The sequence below is a fragment of the Frankia sp. CcI156 genome, from assembly GCF_001983015.1.
Classification (GTDB): Bacteria; Actinomycetota; Actinomycetes; order Frankiales; family Frankiaceae; genus Frankia; species Frankia casuarinae.
Map to the genome: position 1 here is coordinate 260,542 of NZ_MOMD01000001.1, position 18,776 is coordinate 279,317.

Annotated in this window: 15 protein-coding genes and 1 tRNA gene; 13 read left to right on the top strand and 3 right to left on the bottom strand. The window is 68.6% G+C overall.

The features are described from left to right. Nucleotides 1-28: 28 nt before the first annotated feature. On the bottom strand, nt 29-1,408 hold the full coding sequence (locus CcI156_RS01280) for a C40 family peptidase (RefSeq protein WP_076804023.1): 1,380 nt from the start codon (nt 1,406-1,408) through the stop codon (nt 29-31). Nucleotides 1,409-1,672: 264 nt separating this feature from the next. Here CcI156_RS01280 and CcI156_RS01285 point away from each other — a divergent pair, with 264 nt between their 5' ends. From CcI156_RS01285 to CcI156_RS01300, 4 genes are all read left to right on the top strand, one after another. After that, complete coding sequence (locus CcI156_RS01285) at nt 1,673-2,962, top strand: ammonium transporter (RefSeq protein WP_076804024.1); 1,290 nt, start codon at nt 1,673-1,675, stop codon at nt 2,960-2,962. Then, nucleotides 2,959-3,300 (top strand): P-II family nitrogen regulator, encoded by a 342-nt coding sequence (locus CcI156_RS01290; RefSeq protein WP_076804025.1) that lies wholly within the window; start codon nt 2,959-2,961, stop codon nt 3,298-3,300. The genes CcI156_RS01285 and CcI156_RS01290 overlap by 4 nt, the downstream gene beginning before the upstream one ends. 250 nt (nt 3,301-3,550) lie before the next feature. Beyond that, nucleotides 3,551-5,908 (top strand): [protein-PII] uridylyltransferase, encoded by a 2,358-nt coding sequence (locus tag CcI156_RS01295; protein ID WP_076804026.1) that lies wholly within the window; start codon nt 3,551-3,553, stop codon nt 5,906-5,908. 74 nt (nt 5,909-5,982) lie between these two features. Beyond that, nucleotides 5,983-6,073: transfer RNA gene (locus tag CcI156_RS01300), tRNA-Ser, on the top strand. Between the two features lie 91 nt (nt 6,074-6,164). Here the strand turns inward: CcI156_RS01300 and CcI156_RS01305 are convergent. After that, the gene (locus CcI156_RS01305) at nt 6,165-6,338 is read right to left on the bottom strand and encodes a hypothetical protein (protein WP_023839857.1); all 174 of its coding nucleotides are present in this window, start codon (nt 6,336-6,338) and stop codon (nt 6,165-6,167) included. A gap of 2 nt (nt 6,339-6,340) precedes the next feature. Here CcI156_RS01305 and CcI156_RS01310 point away from each other — a divergent pair, with 2 nt between their 5' ends. Beyond that, entirely contained in the window at nt 6,341-6,898 is a 558-nt protein-coding gene (locus CcI156_RS01310; RefSeq protein ID WP_076804027.1) for an integrase core domain-containing protein, read from the top strand. A gap of 162 nt (nt 6,899-7,060) precedes the next feature. On the opposite strand, the gene lysS is transcribed toward CcI156_RS01310, so the two are convergent. Further along, nucleotides 7,061-8,512 (bottom strand): lysine--tRNA ligase, encoded by a 1,452-nt coding sequence (lysS, locus tag CcI156_RS01320; protein WP_076804029.1) that lies wholly within the window; start codon nt 8,510-8,512, stop codon nt 7,061-7,063. Nucleotides 8,513-8,779: 267 nt separating this feature from the next. Between lysS and CcI156_RS25365 the strand changes: the two genes are divergently transcribed. The 8 genes from CcI156_RS25365 (at nt 8,780) to CcI156_RS01350 (ending at nt 18,264) form a co-directional block, all read left to right on the top strand. After that, nucleotides 8,780-8,956 carry a hypothetical protein gene (locus tag CcI156_RS25365; RefSeq protein ID WP_157902454.1) on the top strand — a complete coding sequence of 59 codons (177 nt, stop codon included), beginning with the start codon at nt 8,780-8,782 and terminating at the stop codon, nt 8,954-8,956. After that, the gene (locus tag CcI156_RS01325; protein WP_023839859.1) at nt 8,953-9,099 is read left to right on the top strand and encodes a hypothetical protein; all 147 of its coding nucleotides are present in this window, start codon (nt 8,953-8,955) and stop codon (nt 9,097-9,099) included. Before CcI156_RS25365 ends, CcI156_RS01325 begins: the two co-directional genes overlap by 4 nt. A 285-nt stretch (nt 9,100-9,384) precedes the next feature. Further along, complete coding sequence (locus tag CcI156_RS26100) at nt 9,385-9,693, top strand: hypothetical protein (protein ID WP_011434881.1); 309 nt, start codon at nt 9,385-9,387, stop codon at nt 9,691-9,693. A 559-nt stretch (nt 9,694-10,252) separates the two neighbouring features. Further along, nucleotides 10,253-12,085, top strand: a complete 1,833-nt coding sequence (locus CcI156_RS01330; protein ID WP_139341392.1) for a RyR domain-containing protein — start codon at nt 10,253-10,255, stop codon at nt 12,083-12,085. A 12-nt stretch (nt 12,086-12,097) separates the two neighbouring features. Further along, the gene (locus CcI156_RS01335) at nt 12,098-12,568 is read left to right on the top strand and encodes a GGDEF domain-containing protein (protein WP_049760819.1); all 471 of its coding nucleotides are present in this window, start codon (nt 12,098-12,100) and stop codon (nt 12,566-12,568) included. 110 nt (nt 12,569-12,678) lie between these two features. Further along, complete coding sequence (locus CcI156_RS01340) at nt 12,679-17,595, top strand: FtsK/SpoIIIE domain-containing protein (protein ID WP_254847221.1); 4,917 nt, start codon at nt 12,679-12,681, stop codon at nt 17,593-17,595. Further along, nucleotides 17,583-17,852 (top strand): WXG100 family type VII secretion target, encoded by a 270-nt coding sequence (locus CcI156_RS01345; protein WP_011434876.1) that lies wholly within the window; start codon nt 17,583-17,585, stop codon nt 17,850-17,852. Before CcI156_RS01340 ends, CcI156_RS01345 begins: the two co-directional genes overlap by 13 nt. Nucleotides 17,853-17,976: 124 nt before the next feature. Next, complete coding sequence (locus CcI156_RS01350) at nt 17,977-18,264, top strand: hypothetical protein (protein WP_076804031.1); 288 nt, start codon at nt 17,977-17,979, stop codon at nt 18,262-18,264. Nucleotides 18,265-18,776: the final 512 nt, after the last annotated feature.

Sequence of the window (18,776 nt, forward strand, 5' to 3'; positions counted from 1 at the left end):
TGATCGCTTCCGCCAGCGGCCGATGGTGTCACGCTCCCGGCCGCACACCCCCCCGGAAGCTCGACCACCAGATCTTCTCCACCTTGACCACCTCCCCGGTCCGCGGAGCGTGGATCATCTTCCCGCCCCCGATGTAGATCCCGACATGATCAAGATCGGCATGGAAGAAGACGAGATCGCCGGGAATGAGGCCCGCCCGGTTCACGCGGCGCCCCTCATTCCATTGTGATCCGGTGTAGTGGCTCAGCGAGACCCCGGCCTTCCCCCAGACCCACTGCGTCAGGCCGGAGCAGTCGAAGGACTTCGGCCCCGCCGCAGCCCACACGTAGGGCTTGCCCAGCTGGGCGTATGCCTCCTGCACCGCGCGCGACGCGCCACCGCCGCCCGTCGGCGGGATGGGTGCCGGGGTAGTCGGGGCCGCGGCGAACGCCCGGCCCGCGGCCGCGACCGCGGCCGACTCCTTCCGATAACGGACCCGTTCGGCCGCGGCCTTCCTGGCCGCCGATGCCGCGGCGGCGGCCGCCGCCGCCCTGCGGGCCCGCGCGGCGGCGGCTTGGCGCTCCCTGGCCCGCCGCTCCAGCGATGCGTAGCGGGATTCGAGCCGCTGCAGCAGGCTGCGCTGCTCGGCGGCGGACGCCTCGATGGACCGCTTACGTGCGGCGAGCCGCATGACGATCTTCCTCTTGCCCGCAAGTGCCACGTCAGCGCTCCGGCGTGCCTCGGTGAGATCCCGACGCGCGAGCCGCAGGCCAGTGTCCGCCACGCGTTGCCGGCGGGCCAGCGCATCGACCGSACCGGCCCGGTCGAGTACCTGTCGGGGGTCGCCGGTCAGCAGCAACGACAGTTGCCCGAATCCCCCGGCCCGATTCGCCGACACCGCCAACCCCCGGTGTTTGTCCGAGGCCTGCCGTACAGCGTCGTCAGCGCGGTCGACCCGCCCGGCCGCGGCAGCCGCGGCCCGCTCGGCCTCGGCCAGCCGAATACGTTCGGCGTTGAACACCTCAGTGGCAATCGCCGTCTGACGAGTGGATTCGTCCAGCCGTACCCGGGTACCGTTGATCTCCGCCTGCAGGCTCTGCAGGCTCTCCGGGCTCTCCGGGGCCGACCCGGAGGCCGGAGTCGTCGGCGCCGCCCAGGCGGATCCGGCAAACCCCCAGACAACCGGAGGTCCGGCGACGAGAATGCCGACCAGTCCGAGAACAATGGGCGCTCCGGCTTTCGGAYGCCATCCGGTCGGATCGTTCCCGGTCGGCTGGGGATCGTCGGTCGKGCCGGCGGCGGGAGTCTGCCTTGCGACGTGTTTCGAAGTTCGCCGGCCGAACCCGGATGGCGGGACATCACGGGGACGGCGGGGCCCGGGGCGCGGTTCGCCGGCGCTATGCCAGCCCTCCGTGGGGACACTGCTCACACCGCCGGACGGTAACTCTATGCAGTTATACAGTCACGGAAGCACGCCGCGACGAGCGGAGAGTCTCCAAGCACCCACCGCCAGCCGATGAGATCGGGTCACAGGCCACCCAATTTAGCGATTTCACATGCCAGAAACAGCTAAGACACAGGTCGGGAACAGATCTTGCCGACTCTTCGGACCCGAGGATCCGGGACGAGCGCAGCGTGGCCGGGGACCGGGTGAGCGCAGTCCGCGCATCGCGCGGGGAATGACAGGAGAGACATGGACAAATTGAATTCGGGCGATACCGCGTGGATGCTCATCAGTTCCGCGATCGTGCTGTTCATGACGCCCGGACTGGCGTTCTTCTACGGTGGCATGGTCCGAGCGAAGAACGTGCTCGGAATGATCATGCAGAACTTCTTCTGCATCGGGATCGTCACGCTGATCTGGTCGGTCATCGGGTTCAGCGTCGCGTTCGGCGAGGGTAACGGCTTCTGGGGCGGATTCGACTTCTTCGCTCTCCAGGACCTCTCCGGCAGCGACGGCGCGATCCCGTACGTCGTGTTCGTCGCCTTCCAGCTGATGTTCGCGATCATCACGCCCGCCCTCATCACCGGCGCGATCGCCGATCGCATGAAGTTCAGCGCCTTCGCGATCTTCATCCCGCTCTGGTCGCTGCTGGTCTACTCGCCGATCGCACACTGGGTGTGGGCGAGCAAGGGCTGGTTGTTCGAGCGCGGCGCGATGGACTTCGCGGGCGGCACGGTCGTCCACGCCAACGCCGGTATCGCGGCGATCGTGCTGGCGCTGGTCCTCGGCAAGCGGGCCGGTTGGCCGACCGGCGACTTCCGCCCCCACAACGTCCCGTTCGTTCTCCTGGGCACCGGCATCCTGTGGGTCGGATGGTTCGGGTTCAACGCGGGTTCCGCGCTGGGCGCCAAYAAGGTCGCCGGATACGCCCTGCTCAACACCCAGATCGCGACCGGCGTCGCGATCCTCGGATGGCTCGCGGTCGAGCAGCTGCGCGACGGCAAGGCGACCACCCTGGGAGCCGCCTCCGGCGCGGTCGCGGGTCTGGTGGCCATCACCCCGGCCTGTGGTTTCGTCTCTCCGATGGGTTCGATCGCCATCGGCGGCATCGCCGGCGTCGTCTGCGCCCTGGCCACCTCGATCAAGGGCAAGGTCGGCATCGACGACTCGCTCGACGTCGGTGCGGTCCACCTGGTCGGCGGTGTGCTCGGAGCCCTGCTGACCGGCCTCTTCGCCACCGTCGACACGAACGAGGCCGGCAAGGACGGTGTCTTCTACGGCGGCCCGTGGAGCGTCTTCGGGGAACAGGCGCTCGCCGTCGGCGCGACGCTGGGCTACTCGGCCGTCGTGACGGCGATCATCGCTCTCGCCCTGAAGTACACCATCGGTCTCCGGCTGAACGCCGACGACGAGATCGCCGGCATGGACGAGGCGTTGCACGGGGAGACGGCGTACCGCTTCACGTCCATCGGCGGTAGCKGCTCGCTGTCCACGAGCAGCATCAGCCCCGTCAAGGTGCCCGAGGAGGCCCAGGCATGACCAAGCTCGTCACCGCCGTCATCAAGCCGTTCAAGGTCGACGACGTGAAGGCGGCGCTCGAGACCCTGGGCGTGCACGGACTGACGATCTCCGAGGTCCAGGGCTACGGCCGGCAGAAGGGCCACACCGAGGTCTACCGCGGCGCCGAGTACAAGGTCGACTTCGTGCCAAAGATCAAGATCGAGGTGGTCGTCGCGGACGGGGCGGTCGACGATCTGGTCGCGGCGATCACGTCGTCGGCGCAGACCGGCAAGATCGGCGACGGCAAGATCTGGGTCGTTCCGGTCGAGTMGGTGGTACGGGTCCGTACCGGCGAGCGGGGGGCGGACGCGCTGTAGTAGTGCCGGGCGTGRCAACGCCACCGCGGCACGGCTCCATCGCACCACCCGACTCCATCCATCACTGTTACCACGCACCCCCGGCACCCGGCACCACGCACCACCCGCGACACCGCACGAGCTGGTACCACCCGAGACCACAGTTGCGCTGGTGCGCGTTTCTGTGTCCTCGGCTCGGCGCTCCACTGGCCGTGATCGATCCGGACCCGAGATCGATCACGGCCAGACGGCCGAACGGAGGAGGACAGCCATGACGGACCGCCTGGAGATCCTCAAGGGCCGCTCCGAGCACCTGCCCACGGCGACCGGCCCACGGCTGCGCCGCATCCTCACCGACCTCGCCGACGATGCCCTAGTCGACCTGTTCGGCGATCCCGGACCGGGAATTGCCCTGGTGGCCGTCGGCGGCTACGGACGCGCGGAACCCGCGTTCGGCAGCGATCTCGACCTCGTCCTCGTCCACGACGGCAAACGGAACGACATCTCCGCCGTCGCCGACGCGGTCTGGTATCCGCTGTGGGATTCGGGGGTGGGTCTCGATCACAGCGTGCGCACCGTCGACGAGGCCATCATGGTGGCCGACGGTAACCTCAAGGCCGCGCTCGGCCTGCTCGACGCCCGCCACGTCGCGGGTGACGCGACGCTGGCCACGCAGCTTGCCCAGCGGGCTCGCGCCCGCTGGCGGTCCCATGCTCCGAAACGACTACCCGAGCTCGCCGAGGCCGTCGCGGAACGGGCCACCCGACTCGGTGAGGTCGCGTTCCTGCTCGAACCCGACCTGAAGGAATCCCGCGGCGGGCTGCGTGACGTCCATGCCCTGCACGCCCTCGCGGCGGCCTGGGTCGCCGAGTCCCCCCCCGCGCGGGTGATCGCCGCCGGTCAGGTGCTGCTCGATGCCCGCGGCGAGATCCGCCGGCTGAGCCGGGGACGAGCCCACGATCGGCTCCTGCTCCAGGACTCCGAGTCGCTCGCCACCATGCTCGGCTACGCCGACGCGTTCGCGCTCGCGCACGCGGTCGCCGACGCCGGACGCGCCATCTCCTGGACCTGGGACACCACCTGGTACCGGGTCGCGGCCGGCCTGCGGTCGGTGGCGCGGTGGCGCGGTGGCGGCCGGCGGCCGGCCCGCCGCCCCCTCGGCGAAGGGGTGGTCGACCAGGACGGCGAGGTCCAGCTCGCCCGGGACGTCGATCCGGCGAAGGACCCGGTCCTGGTGCTGCGGGCCGCCGCCGCGGCCGCACGAAGCGGGCTCCCGTTGGGCCGCTACGCCGTCGACCGGCTGGCCCGGGAGGCCCCACCGATGCCCGACCCCTGGCCTGACGCCGCCCGTGACGCGCTGGTCGCGCTGCTGGCCACCGGCGACGCGGCCGTGGGGGTGCTGGAATCCCTCGACCAGGTGGGGCTGCTCGTCCGGCTCATCCCGGAGTGGGCGGCGGTGCGCAGCAGACCGCAACGCAATCCCTAMCACCGCTATACCGTCGACCGGCATCTGATGGAGGCCGCGGCGCGGGCCGCCGCGCACACCCGCGAGGTGGACCGGCCGGATCTGTTGCTGCTCGGCGCCCTCCTGCACGATATCGGTAAGGGCTTCCCCGGCGACCACACCGACGCGGGCATCGTGCAGATCGAACGGATCGGCCCGCGGCTGGGCCTGCCGCCCGAGGACGTCGACGTGCTTGTCGCCATGGTCCGCCACCACCTGCTTCTCGGCGAGGCCGCGACCAGGCGGGACATCGACGATCCCGGGACAATCGCGAGCGTCGCCGCGTCCGCCGGCAGCGTGCGGATCCTCACCCTGCTGCACCGACTGACCGAGGCCGACTCCCGGGCCACCGGTCCGACCGCGTGGAACGCCTGGAAGGCGCGGCTGATCGGTGACCTCGTCGAGCGGGCCCGAGCCGTCCTCGGCGGCGAGCGGGTCCCGTCTCCCCCGAGCCTCGACGATCGGCAGCGTGGCCTGCTCGCGCTGCCCGACGAGCACGTCGTCCAGGTCAATCCGCTGCCGGACGAGGGCATGTTCGAGATCGTGGTGGTCAACGCCGACCACGTCGGGCTGCTGGCGATCATCGCTGGTGTCCTCGCGCTGAACCGATTGGACATCCGGCGGGYCTCGGCCCGGAGGAACGGCGGTCGGGCGCTGCTGCAGGCCGCCGTGGCGGCGCCGCACGAACGGGTACCGGAACCGGCGCGGTTGCTCGCCGACCTGCGGGCCGCGCTCGCCGGCACCCTCGACGTCGCCGGTCGGCTCGCCGCCCGGGAACGCGACTACGCCGGGGCCAGGCGGTGGACCACGCCCGGCGCCCCTCAGGTGATCTTCGATGACGACCTGGGATCGATGACCGTGATCGAGGTGCGCGCCCCAGACCAGGCCGGCGTGCTGTACCGGATCGTACGGGCGCTGTCCGGGTTGCGACTCGATGTCGCCACCGCCATCGTCGCGACCCTCGGACTAGACGTGGTGGACGCCTTCTACGTGCGGGAGGCCGATGGTGGTCCGGTGGCGGACGGCGGACGGCGCCGTGAGATCGCGGACGCGATCCTCGCGGCCCTGGGACCGATGGAACCCATAGACCGCGCGGAACCGGCGGGYCGGACCACACAGACGTGATCCAGCCCGCCGGGATCCGCTCGGACCGAGCGTCAGCACCGTCGTGGGAGACGCTATGATGAGCAGGCACGTTGGGAGGCTTCGCCTAGTCCGGTCTATGGCGYCGCACTGCTAATGCGGTTGGGGGCATACACCCCCTCCGGGGTTCAAATCCCCGAGCCTCCGCGTCGACCAGGCGTTTTGAACATACGTTCGAGACGCCCGGTCTGTCCTTAAGATCAAAATGGCCGGTGGATGGAACAAACGGCGTGGATCTTCATCCGGCGCCTGTTCCCCGGCTCCGCCGGGGGACGAACTCCTCGATCACCACCGCCGCAGCCTCCGCCAACTCCTCGGCCACGACCGCGTAGACATCTCGGGTAAAGTTCGACGAAGCGTGACCGAGCACATCGGCGACCAGCTTCATGTCAACTCCGGCCGCGAGGAGCATCGTTGCCGCCCCGTGTCGAAGGTCGTGAAAACGGATCGGGGGAAGGGGCATCGCCGCGGCGTCTGTACTGCTTCTTCGCCATCGAGGTCGGCTCCCGCTCCGTCCACATCCTCGGGGTCACCGCCCACCCCGACGGACCGTGGAGCACCCAACAAGCCCGGAACCTCCTCCTGGACCTCGGTGACCGGGCGGCCGACTTCCGGTTCCCGGTCCGTGACCGCGCCGGACAGTTCACCGCGTCGTTCGACGCGGTCCTCGCCGACGCCGGCATCACCGCGATCAGGATCCCACCCCGGACCCCGCGGGCGAACGCCTACGCGGAACGGTTCGTCCGAACCGTCCGGACCGAGGTCACCGACCGGATGCTGATCTTCGGTGAACGGCACCTGCGCGTTGTCCTGGCCGAGTACGCACGGCGCTACAACGGACGACGCCCCCACCGCGGCCGCGACCTTCAACGACCACGGCCCGACCACCCCGCCGCGGACCTGAGCCAGGAACGGATCAAACGTCAGCCCGTCCTCGGCGGCCTGAYCAACGAATACGAACGAGCCGCCTAAAAGACCAGGCCAACGCCGGTGGCCGAGTTCTCGCACCCCACACGCGGGCCTTCACCCCCGGCCTGAAGACCGGAGCACTGGCCCGCACTCTGGTAGCAAGGAGTGGGAGGGCTCTGTAGCGGTCGGCGGCGACGTGTTCGAGAGTTTCTTTAGGGGCCCCCGTCACAGGTCATCTTCAACGGGGGCTGTCTGGTCTTTGTGGGCGCCGCGCATGGTGGGGAAGAGGACGACGTCGCGGAGGGTCGGGGCGCCGGTGAGCAGGGCAACGAACCGGTCGATGCCGAGCCCGAGGCCGGACATCGGGGGCATCCCGTATTCCATGGCCTCGATGAAGTCCTCTTCGAGCATCATGGTCTCGTCRTCGCCGGCCTCCCGCAGCGCGGCCTGTTCCTCAAGCCGCTGCCGCTGCTCGGCGGGGTCGACGAGTTCGGAGTAAGCCTTGACGATCTCCACGCCGTTCACCACGACCTGGAACATGTCAAGCGCGGTGGGGTCGGTGTCGCTGCGCCGGGCCAGCGGGACCAGTTCCGCCGGGTGGTGCACGAGGAAGCACGGCTGGACGAGATCGGGTCGGACCGTCTTCTTGTAGAGCAGGTCTACCAGGCCGGCGTAGGACGGGGAGGTCCCGACGTCCAAGCCGAGCTCGGCCACTCGGGCACGCAGAGTGGGAAGATCGCGGACAACGGTAAGGTCGATGCCGGTGCGCCGCTCCACCTCGGCCCGGTAGTCGATCTCCGGCCAGTCTGCGCCGAAGTCGAGCTTGACACCCTCGTAGGTAACCGCCCGGGTGCCGAGGACGTCGTCGAGGACCGTGAGGATCAGTTCGCGGACGAAGGCCATGTTGTCGCGATAGTCCCAGTAGGCGGCGTACCACTCCAGCATCGTGAACTCCTGGAGGTGCGAGGAGTCCATGCCTTCGTTGCGGAAGTTGCGGCCAAGTTCGTAGACGCGGTCATAGGCGCCGACGACGATCCGCTTGAGATAGGTCTCGGGGGAGATCCGCAGGTAGAAGTCCTCACCGAGGGCGTTGTGCCTGGTGATGAACGGGCGGGCCGCGGCACCGGACGCTGCCTCTTGCAGAATCGGGGTTTCGACTTCGAGAAAGTCGTTGTCGTCAAGGAGACGGCGAATCCGCCTGATGATGTTCGCTCTGGTCTGGAAGCGTTCCCGGGACTCGGCGTTGACAAGCAGGTCGAGGTAGCGGCGGCGGTAACGAGCCTCGACGTTGGACAGGCCCTGCCACTTGTCCGGAAGGGCACGTACGGTCCGGTTCAGCACCGTCATCTCGGAGATGGCGACGGTCCGTTCGCCGCGGCGGGTAGTGTAGAGGCTGCCGGCGATCCCGACGAAGTCGCCGATCTTCACGGCCCGGGACCATTCCTTGACGACCTCGGCGCCCAGATCGGTCTTGGACAGGGAAACCTGCACCCGGCCGCTACGGTCCTGGAGATGCCCGAAGATCAGCCCGCCCATACGGCGCCACAGGACCACGCGGCCGGCGAGACGGACAGCCGTCCCGTCGGGAGCGRCTGCGGCATCGGCCGCGACCGCGTCGGTCCGGTAGCCGGACCGCGGCCCCGCCGCCTCGGTTACCCCGGACTCCTCGATCGACATCAACACACCCTCTTGCCGCAGAAAGCACCAGCTAGCCACGAGGGTGGCGTTTCGTGAACGCTCCCGGGCGGGCCAGATGACGGATCGCCATCCTGCAGATGACTACTCCAGAGATGACTGCCCCAGCCTACCGACCCTCAGCGAACCGCAGCCGGCGTAGCCCATCCCGACAGTAGTCGATCATGGCTTCCACCAGATGCCGGTCCCGACGCCGGGCCGGTCGAATGGGTCGCCTGCCGCCGGCGCGGCGGCGCGTCCGTCCATGTCGTGCGCGGGGGGACTGGCGCGCACGGGCGGTTGCTGCGCCGGGTACGCCCCGACGTCCTGCACGTCAACCGGTGTGTGCCGTGGGCGTGCGCGCCGATGCTGGCCGCCGGCCTGACGGCCGGAGTGGCCGGTTGCGATCTGCGGGTCGTCGCCGTCGATCAGCTTCCGCAGCAGTGATCGACGGCGCGACCGGGCTGCTCATGCCCGCCGGCGACCCGGCCGCCCTGGCCGCTGCGCTGTGCCGGCTGCGGGATGATCCGGTCCTGCGCCACCGGCTGGGGAATACGGGCACGCCAGGCTGCCGTGAGCACCTTCACTGACCACCAGATGGCCCGCGCCTACCTGACGCTCTGGGAACGGTGCCGCTCGCAGCCGCGGGCCTCTCGCCTGCGGCCCGGACCGCCGCGCCCATGACCTTGAACTGACCGCGCATCTGCGGAGCATGTCGGCGAGACGCTCGCCAGCACAGGCCTGGGCGGGTTCGAGTTCTCACCATGCCGGCAGTCTCGCGCTTTCCAGCAGGCCCGAGAACTTGTCCTGGCAGCCGACCGCCAGACACCTGCGCGTAGCGGACCGCGGGCTCGGCACCGTAGGCTCCGTTCAGGATGGCAGTACGCACCGTGCCGGGCTGCAAGCGCCGCCCGGGCGACACGCATCATGGCCGCGTTCCTGCGGGAGCACGCCGGCTGGGTGAGCACGGTGTTGCTGCCGGCTTACACGCCCGAGCTGAATCCGGCGGAGGGGTGTGGTCCCAGCTCAAGCGCACCGCCCTGGTGAACCTGGCCGCCCGCAGCCTCGACGATGTCCACCAGGCGGCCAAACACGGACTGAAACGGCTGCGGTACCGGCCCGCGTTGCTGTTGGGGTTCCTCGCCGAAACCGGCCTGGGCTGGGAGGAGCTGCGGCCAACATGACTCCAGGCATTGAAGCTCAGTACCTGTGAGTGATGGCTGGCGTTGCGCCACTCGCGTTATCCTGACCCGGCTGAGTAGCGATCAGGTATGGCTGATGGGGACGTTTCGGGTATGACTGACGGGGACGTTCTTGACGGCAACCGGGCAAGGCGGCGTGAGCCGCGCCGTGGTCCGGAGCCTTTCGGCTCAGGCCGGGACCAGCCGCGCGACCCAGACCGGGAGCAGGCGAGCACGGCACACGCCAGGCCAGGGTGGCCGCTTCCGCCGGTTCCTGCCGGGCACCGGTGAGAGGGGTGGGTGTGAGTGCGGCGCCGCGTGCTGCGGAAGGGGGCCATGCCCGGCGAGCCGCCGGCCRCCGGCCACCGTTGATTCATCCGCTGAATCCTCACCCCGGCGGACCTCGATTCCGCTACTTTCCCGGTCGTCGGAATATCTCGTCGATGAATATCGGGGAGAGATCAATCACGGGTCCGGCTCCCCGACGAAACCTCCCGACGCCCGGTCCCGGGGCCTGGCTGAACTGTTGGCTGGCGGAGGAAACAGGAGGCTGGTAGGCACCGTGTTCTATGATGTTCTRCTGATCATTTTTCGGAACATGGAAGGCGCCGTGGTAGTCGTGTCCTCCCGGATGCGCCACCCGGTGCGGACCGTCCGCTGGATGTTCAACGGACTGTTCCAGCCGCCCGCCGGCTGGCGACGCCTATGTCTGCTTGCCGCGGTTTCAGCATTCAGTCTGGGGATGGTCGGGCTCTGGCAGCTGTCCCGAAGCCCCGGCGCCGGCCTCAGCGCCACCGACATCGCCTACGGCAGCCTGGGGCTTTTCTTCGTCCAGCCACCAGACCTACCCAATGATGTCGGTCTCCCGATCTCCTTTGAGATCGCCCGCTTCCTGGCGCCTGCGGCCACTGCTTATGTACTCGCGGATACGCTGGTCAAACCGATGGCCGCCCTCCAGGCCACGCTGTCCCGGGGGCACGCGGTCATCTGTGGCAGCGGACCGACGGCGCTTGCCTTCGCGGAACGCCTGCGGGCCGCGTCCCGCCAGGTTGTACTGATCGATGACGTCGACAGTATCGAAATCGCGGAACACGCCCGCCGTCTTGGTCTGGTCCTGCTACGAGGAGATGCGCGTCGCGGGGATGTGCTACGGCGGGCTGGCGTGGCCCGGGCCGACCAACTGTACGTGTGTGGGACTGCGTCCGGATATAACGCCGCTGTCGTCGCGGCGGCGGAGCAGGTGTCACGCCAGCGCCACCGCCCGCTGACATGCTACGCGGAGGAGTCGGATCCTGACGTGCTCGACGCCCTGTGGACGCTTCTGCTCGGCAGGGAACACATCGGTCGTCTCACGGTCGAGTTCTTCAACACCGCCCGTCTCGGTGCAAGTCTTCTGCTCGACGACGAACGGATCGCGTTCGCGCCCCTTGGTCTGTCCGTCGTGATAGTGGGCATGGGCCCGTTCGGCCGGGAGCTGCTCCTGGAACTCGCGCGGCGCCGCAGAGAGGTAGGTGCGACGTCGCGGATGCAGGTGACCCTCATCGACAAGAATGCCAGCGGTGTACTGAGGCTGCTGCAGACCCGCTATGGCCTCGTCGAGGCGATGGTAGACACCATCTGCCAGGATACGGGTTCCGACGAGGTCGACCTGAACGGTCTTCTGGATGGATACGCCCCGGAAGGAGCCATGCAGTTGGTGTTCATCTGCTACGAAGACGAGGAACTGGCGTTACGCAAGGCTCTTGCGGTGTCCCGGCTGCCCGGACACCGCAAGGTGATCGTTCGGGTGGATCGCATGACTCCCTTCGGGCAGGCCTTCGGTAGCGGTGACGGCGCGCGACCGCTGGACATCCTCTACCGTGGCCTCACCGTTTTTCCACTGCTGGACCGCGTCTGCGATCCCGACCAGCTACAGGATCCCCAGGTCGAACAGCTCGCCAAAGGAATACACCGAGACTACTGCCGGCGGCGGATGGAAGCCGGCGAAAGACCGGAAGAAAACCGCGCGCTCGTCGCCTGGGAAAATCTCTCGGAGGATTTTCGCAACGCCAACTACGAACAAGCCCGCGACATCCGCCGAAAACTCGACATGATCGGCTGTGGAATCGTTGCCGGCGCTGTCCGAGACGATCCTTTTTCTTTCAGTGTGACCGACGCGCAGCACAACGAGGTTGAAATTCTCGCGAAGCGGGAACACGAGYGGTGGATGGTCGAGCGACAGGCTAACGGGTGGCGGTACGGACCCCACCGGGACAACGATCGAAAAACTCATCCCATGCTTGTACCGTGGGACGACCTTGATGCCCCCAGTCGCGAGAAGGACCACGAGACCATCAGGCTGATACCGATGATTCTGGCCGAGGCGGKATTCCATATTGTCCGTCGACGCAGCTGACCTGCCGACCGTTTGACCCCGACCTTCCGTGACCTGGATGCATTTCGTCGAGTCAATTTCTCCTTCGGCTATCCGATGGGCGATGCCGTTCCGGATGCCGCCGCCCGCCGCTTTTCGAAAATACTCCACCCCGGCGACATTCTCGGGCGCTGGGGCGGGGACGAGTTCGTCATCCTCACCGGACCCGTTACCGCGGCCGAGGCCGCGACCCTGGCCGAGCGGCTCATCTCCTCCCTGGACGGACCGCTGGACGTGCACGGTCATCGGATCAGCATGTCAGTGAGCGCCGGAGTGGCCCTGTCGGCCGGGCCGTCTCCGACCGGCCAGGCACGCTCACCCGAACCTGCGCTCGGTTTACCGATCCCGGCCGACGCTGCCGAGGTGGGTGACGCCATGGTGGAGCTGGCGGGTACGGAGGTGATGCGCACCCGGGCGACGGCACGCACGGTCGGGCGGGAGCATCGTCCTCGCGACTCGCCATGAATCGTCATGGTGGTTTCTGCGCCACCACGTATTTCGACCACAACACCAAGTAGAAGAACTCCCCGTCGGCCGGTCCCGCTTCCCGCTTTTCCACGCCGTATCTTCCATACATGCGTTTCACCCTCACCGTCCGCGATGCCACCCGGAATTCCAGCACGGACGTACTACTGGCCGCCGCCCCGGAAACCCCACTCCGTGCGGTGGCCGGGGCGATGGCCGCCGCTGTCCGCCCGCAGYGGCGTACTCCCACACCGGCGCGGGCCGGGCCCTCGATCAACGTCTCCGGTACCGTCCGTCCGCTCGACCCGGAGACGACCCTGGCCTCCTCGCCGCTGCGTGAGGGTGCGGTGGTGAGCCTTGATGCCGTGGTGTCCCGGCGGGTCCGCGGGACGGGCCTGGTCGACCTGATGATCATCGGCGGACCCGGGGCGGGCGACATTCATCACCTGCCGGCGGGTGAGTTCACCGTCGGCTCGGGACCCGGCTGCACTGTCACGCTAGGGGGTCACAGCAGCGACGAGCCCGCGCTGACCATCCGGATCGAGGTCGACGGTCGGTGCACCGTCACAGCCGGTCCGGGTGCGGCCGTCCTCGGCGACCACCCATCGTTGCCTGCCGGCACCATCCTGGCCGCGGTGCGGATCGCCCCGGTGACGTTGCTGCTCGTGCGGCCCGCACCGCTCACGGTGCTGACCCGCCCGTCCGTCTCCGCTCCTGGCATGCTCGACGTCAACCGTCCGCCTCGCCTGCATCCGCCGGAGCGGGAGTCCGTCTTTGTCCTGCCGGCCGCACCCGCCGAACCCCGCCGTGTTCAGGTTCCGGTGCTCACGACGGTGCTGCCGCTTGTCGCCGCCCTGGGCATGGCAGCCCTGCTGCGGACGGTCTACGTTCTGCTCTTCGCGGTGCTGGCGCCGGTGAGCCTGGCCGCCTCCGTGGTGAGCGGCCGACGGCGGGAGGGCCGGGAGTTCCGTGCGGCCATGGCCCGCTACCGGCAGGAGCGGGACGACGTCGAGGCCACGGCTCGTGCCGCGCTTGCGGCGGAATGCGCCGAGCGTCGTCGCAGCCACCCCGATCCGGCAAGTCTGCTCGCCACCGCTCAGGGACCGACTGCGACGCTGTGGGAGCGGYGTCGTCATGACCCCGACCACCTGCACCTGAGGTTCGGCACGGCCGACCTGCCAAGCAGGGTCCGGACCACGGACCCCTCCCCTGCCGCCGTCACGCCCCGGCAGCCCCCGGCCTGGGTCGCTCCCGATGTCCCCGCCGTCATTGCTCTGGCCGAGCGGGGAGTGCTCGGCGTCACCGGTCGGGGCATGTTGCCGCAGCTTCTCGGCAGCTGGCTCGTGATCCAGGCCGCTGTCCTGCACAGCCCTCGCGATCTCCGGATCTGTCTACTGATTGGCTCCACAGGCATCGTCGATGCCTGGCGATGGATCCGCTGGCTGCCGCACTGTCGGCCGTTGGTAGAGGAGAAGGCCATTTTCGTCGGAGCCGACGAGGTCAGCCGCTCCCGCCGGATCRCCGAACTTACATCCTTGATCGAGAGTCGCCGCGCCCATCCGCCCGAGGCACCCAGATCCGCCCCCGACATCCTGGTCGTGCTGGACGGGGCCCGGATGCTGCGCTCCGTTCCCGGGATGACGACCGTGCTACGTGGCGGACCGGCGGTCGGCATCCACATCATCTGCCTGGAGGCCGACGTCCGGGACCTTCCGCCCGAATGCCGGGCCGTTGTCGAACAGGACGGCGACGAGTTGTTGATGCGGCAGGATCGGTCAGCCGTGATCAGACATGTCTGCCCAGACCTTATCGGTCTCACCGGCCTGCCCAGTCTCACCGACCAGGCCGGTCTCACCGGCCAGGCCGGAGCACCGGCCGTCGATGCCGTGGGACTGGCCTCCGCGGCCGGCTGGTGTGAGTCGGTCGCCAGAGCCTTGGCGCCGCTGCGCGACGCCGGTGACGACGACTCCGAGGGCCTTCCCTCCGCCGTCCGGCTCCTGGACATCCTCGGCGCCKACCCACCCACGCCGAAGGTGATCCAAGATTTCTGGTCATCGGTGCCGCAGCCGCCCCGGGGCGCGGCGAGCAGGGCGGTACCAGTCGGGATCGGTGAGGGTGGGAGGTTCACGATCGATCTCTCTCGCGACGGACCGCACGGGCTGGTCGCTGGCACGACCGGGGCCGGAAAGTCCGAACTGCTGCAGACGATCATTGCTGCGCACGCCGTGATGTACCGCCCGGACGAGATGATCTTCGTGCTGGTTGACTACAAGGGAGGCAGCGCGTTCGCCGAGTGCGCCGCTCTCCCCCACACCGTCGGTATGGTCACCGACCTCGATCCGCACCTGGTTCGACGCGCGCTGAGCTCGCTCAGCGCCGAGCTTCGCAGACGGGAACGGATGTTGGCCGCGGCCGGAGCGAAGGACCTCGACGCCTTTCGACGTCTGCTCCATCATCCCATCGAGCGTCCGACGATTCCCCGCCTACTTCTGGTCGTCGACGAATTCGCCACGCTAGCCCGCGAACTACCCGAATTCGTCGCCGGATTGGTCAACCTGGCCCAACGCGGACGGTCGCTCGGGATCCATCTCCTGCTGGCCACCCAACGCCCCGCGGGGGTGGTGTCACCGGAGATCCGGGCGAATACGAACCTGCGCATCGCGTTGCGGGTCACCGACGCGGCGGAGAGCGAGGACGTCGTCGGCTGCCCGGCCGCTGCCCTGATCAGTCCGGCCACTCCCGGTCGGGCGGTGGTACGCACCGGCCCGGGCATCACGACAGCCGTTCAGACCGGGTGGATCGGTGGACCGGATCCGGTCACCAGACCAGGCAGAGACGGCTCGTCCGGAATTCCTGTGCCCAGGGTCACCCCGCTACCGTGGCCGGAACCGGACGACGCTCCACGTCGGGATGCCGACACGTCCCAGGTGGTGCCGGCGCCGTCGGACGGACCGCCGTCGGAAGACGTGTCCCTGGCAGAGCCGCGCACCGACCTGGCTGCTCTGGTCTCGGCAGTACGGGAGGCCTCGACGAGGCTCGGGATCTCTCCGGTACCCAGTCCGTGGCTTCCCCCGCTCCCTGAGCGGATTACCCTCGACTCTCTCGTCGGGGCGACCGCCGGCCGCACCGGCCCGAGCGACCACACCGGCCCGAGCGACCACACCATCGCCGCGGATGGCTACGGCCGCCGTCCGGCGGGYTCCAACCGTCCGGCGGGCTCCAGCGGATCCCCCRGGCTCCACGCGGACGGTCTCGTTCGGCTCCCTCCCGTCGCCATCGGGCTGGCCGATCACTGTGACCGTCAGCTTCAGCTGCCCTTCACGATCGATCTGGAACACGGCGGCCACCTCATGATCGTCGGCTCGCCACGGACCGGGCGCTCGACCGTGTTGCGCACCGCTGCCGGCGCCCTCGCCACCGCCCTGCCCGTCGGCGAGCTCCATCTCTACGGACTGGACTGCGGCGGCAACGCCCTGGCACCCCTCGAGGACCTGCCGCACTCCGGTGCCGTGGTGAGCCGGGACGATCCCGAGCGGGTCGCGAGGCTCCTCGCCCGTCTGGCCAATGAGATCAGCGAACGGCAGACGATCCTCTCCCGGAAAGGCTTCATGGATCTTGCCGAGGCCCGGCGGTCGTGGCGGCCGTCCCCCGGCGATGCGGGCGACGCCATGCGCCCATCGCCGTACCTGGTGCTGCTCGTCGACCGGTTCGAAGGATTTCTGGCCGCGTTTGAGGACGTCGACGGAGGAATACTCGTCGACCAATTTCTGCGGCTGGTGCGCGAAGGTCAGGCGGTGGGCCTGCGAGTGATCATCACTACCGATCGACGAGGGTTGATCGGGCGGCTGGCGTCGCTCGTCGACGAACGACTACTCCTGYGGATGGCCGACCCTTCCGACTACGCACTCGCCGGCCTGTCCCCGTTCGACGTGCCCGGGACGCTGCCCGCCGGACGTGGGGTCGCGGTCGGAGGTCGGTTCCCCAGTCCCGTGGAGACACAGATCGCGCTGCTCGACGCGGACCCCACAGGCCGGGCTCAGGTTGCGGCACTGCGGGCGGTGGGCTCTCGGGCGATGTCCCATGCGGGCCGATCTGTGGAGGTGCCGCGAAGGCTGCCGGAGCGCTTCGATCGTCGTCCTTTCCGGATCGACGCGCTGCCCTCCCTCGTCACATCCGAGCAGATGGAACGCGCGCCCGGGCGGTCGCGGAGATCCGTGGCGGCGGCCATGCGCCCAGAAAATCGATCTTCGCTGCACGTGCCGATCGGAATCGGAGGGGACGAGCTGGAGATCGTCGAGGTGGATCTGGATGCCGACAGTCCCGGTTTCATGATCAGCGGCCCGCCACGATCCGGGCGCAGTTGCGTTCTACTCACGCTGGCGTTGTCCCTCCTTACCGAGGGTGCCCGAATCGTCGCGTTGACGCCGCGTCCGTCGCCCCTTCGTTCCCTCGCCCACCGACCCGGTGTCGTCGCCGTTCTGGACGGAACCATGAACCTCGTGGAGGAGGCGGGAAGCAACAGCACCGGCCGTCACGGCGGCCGCGGGCGGGGTGAGTCAGCCGTCACGCCGAAGACCCGTCGGACCGACACCGCCCGGTCGCTGACCGACCTGCCAACCGGCCTGTCAGGGGACGAACCTCTGGTCGTCCTCGTCGACGACGCCGAACTGGTCGGTGAACGGGCCGCGGCCGAACTGGCGGCCTTCTGGCAGGCCGCACGCGACGGCGGCGGCGTGTTGATCGTCGCTGGTACGACCGAGGAGCTGCTGGGCCAGTACCGCGGATTCCTCGTCGACGTCCGCCGCGGTGGGTACGGGCTGCTCCTGGCCCCGGGGCGGCCGGGTGACGGCGAACTGCTCGGAGTCCGGCTGTCCCGCACGATCGGCGGCCCCGCGCCTCCAGGTCGCGGGGTGCTGGTGCGCCGCGGAGCCGTCCTTCCTGTCCAGGTCGCCTGTCCCCCGACACCCAACCTGCTCACGTCCCCCTCTGCTCGAGTCCCGAAAGGAACAATGCCGTGCGAACCGTGACCACACCAGCGGCCCAACAGGCGGCCGGGCGGATGAGCCGACAGCTACCCGATCTGCAGGCGACCACGACAAATCTGATCAATCATGGCAATACGTTGGCGGACCCGCGAAACTGGGAGGGCCCGAAGGCACAGGTTTTTCGTGCTCAGGTCTGGCCGGAGGTGCAGAGCGCGCTGACCGACCTGCGGACGAACCTCGCCGAGCTCGCCCGCGGCATCACCGAGATCAACCGCCGAACCGCCGCGGCCGGAAGCTGACGGATCACCCCCGGGACCGTGCCCTCCCGGGACCACTGTCCACTGCGCCGTTCGCTCTCTTCCATGCCATCGAGGCGCTTTGCCGCCGAGACGGCCGTCCAGATCCCCGTCACCGGAGCACACCATGACCCAGCCGTCCGATGTCACCGTCCGCARCACGCCACAAGCCGTGACCGCCATCGCCGATCTCACCACGATCATCAACGGCCCGCTGCTCACCCATTTCGACGAGCTCCGCGCCGCGGCGAAGGTACTGATCGACCCGGAGAGCTGGGACGGCCGTAGCGCGGTCGATTTCCGGACCACCGTCTGGCCGGGATACGACCGGACCCTCACCGAACTGCACACCCAGCTGGATCAGCTACGTGCGCGGCTCGCCGAGATTCAGAACGAGATCCAGAGTGCYGGATGACCAGACCACTCCGGGGTCGGTCCGGCCTCGGTGTGTGGCCAGCGCCGGTGTTCCGCGGATGCGGGAATGGACAAGGTGGTCGATCGAAGATACGCCTGCCCTGGTACGCCGCGACACTGGACACTTTTAGGGATAACTCAACGTAAGAATAAATTTGGACATTTAGCATCGGAACGACATCAGATGCCCACCTTGAGTAATGTATCATAGATCTTTCATCTCAAAATTTCCTCTATGCAACCACGCTGGTACGATTACAGCGGGTTCGTCCTTCTGTCGCCGTCCAGGCACAGCAGCGCGAGGAGGCCGGGTGTCCACTGCACGAGATCGACGTGCGGGCATCCAGGCGGCTCGGCGCCRCTCCCGCAAGTCCCGTCAGCTCGCCCCAGTCCAGAGCCTGGAGCGCCGGCATCCACGGCGGAGACATACCATCGACCGGATCCAGGTAATGGTCAYAAGAAGGTCAGGGAACTGCTGCTTCGCCCTGGAAACCGGCTTCCAGCGACCTAGCA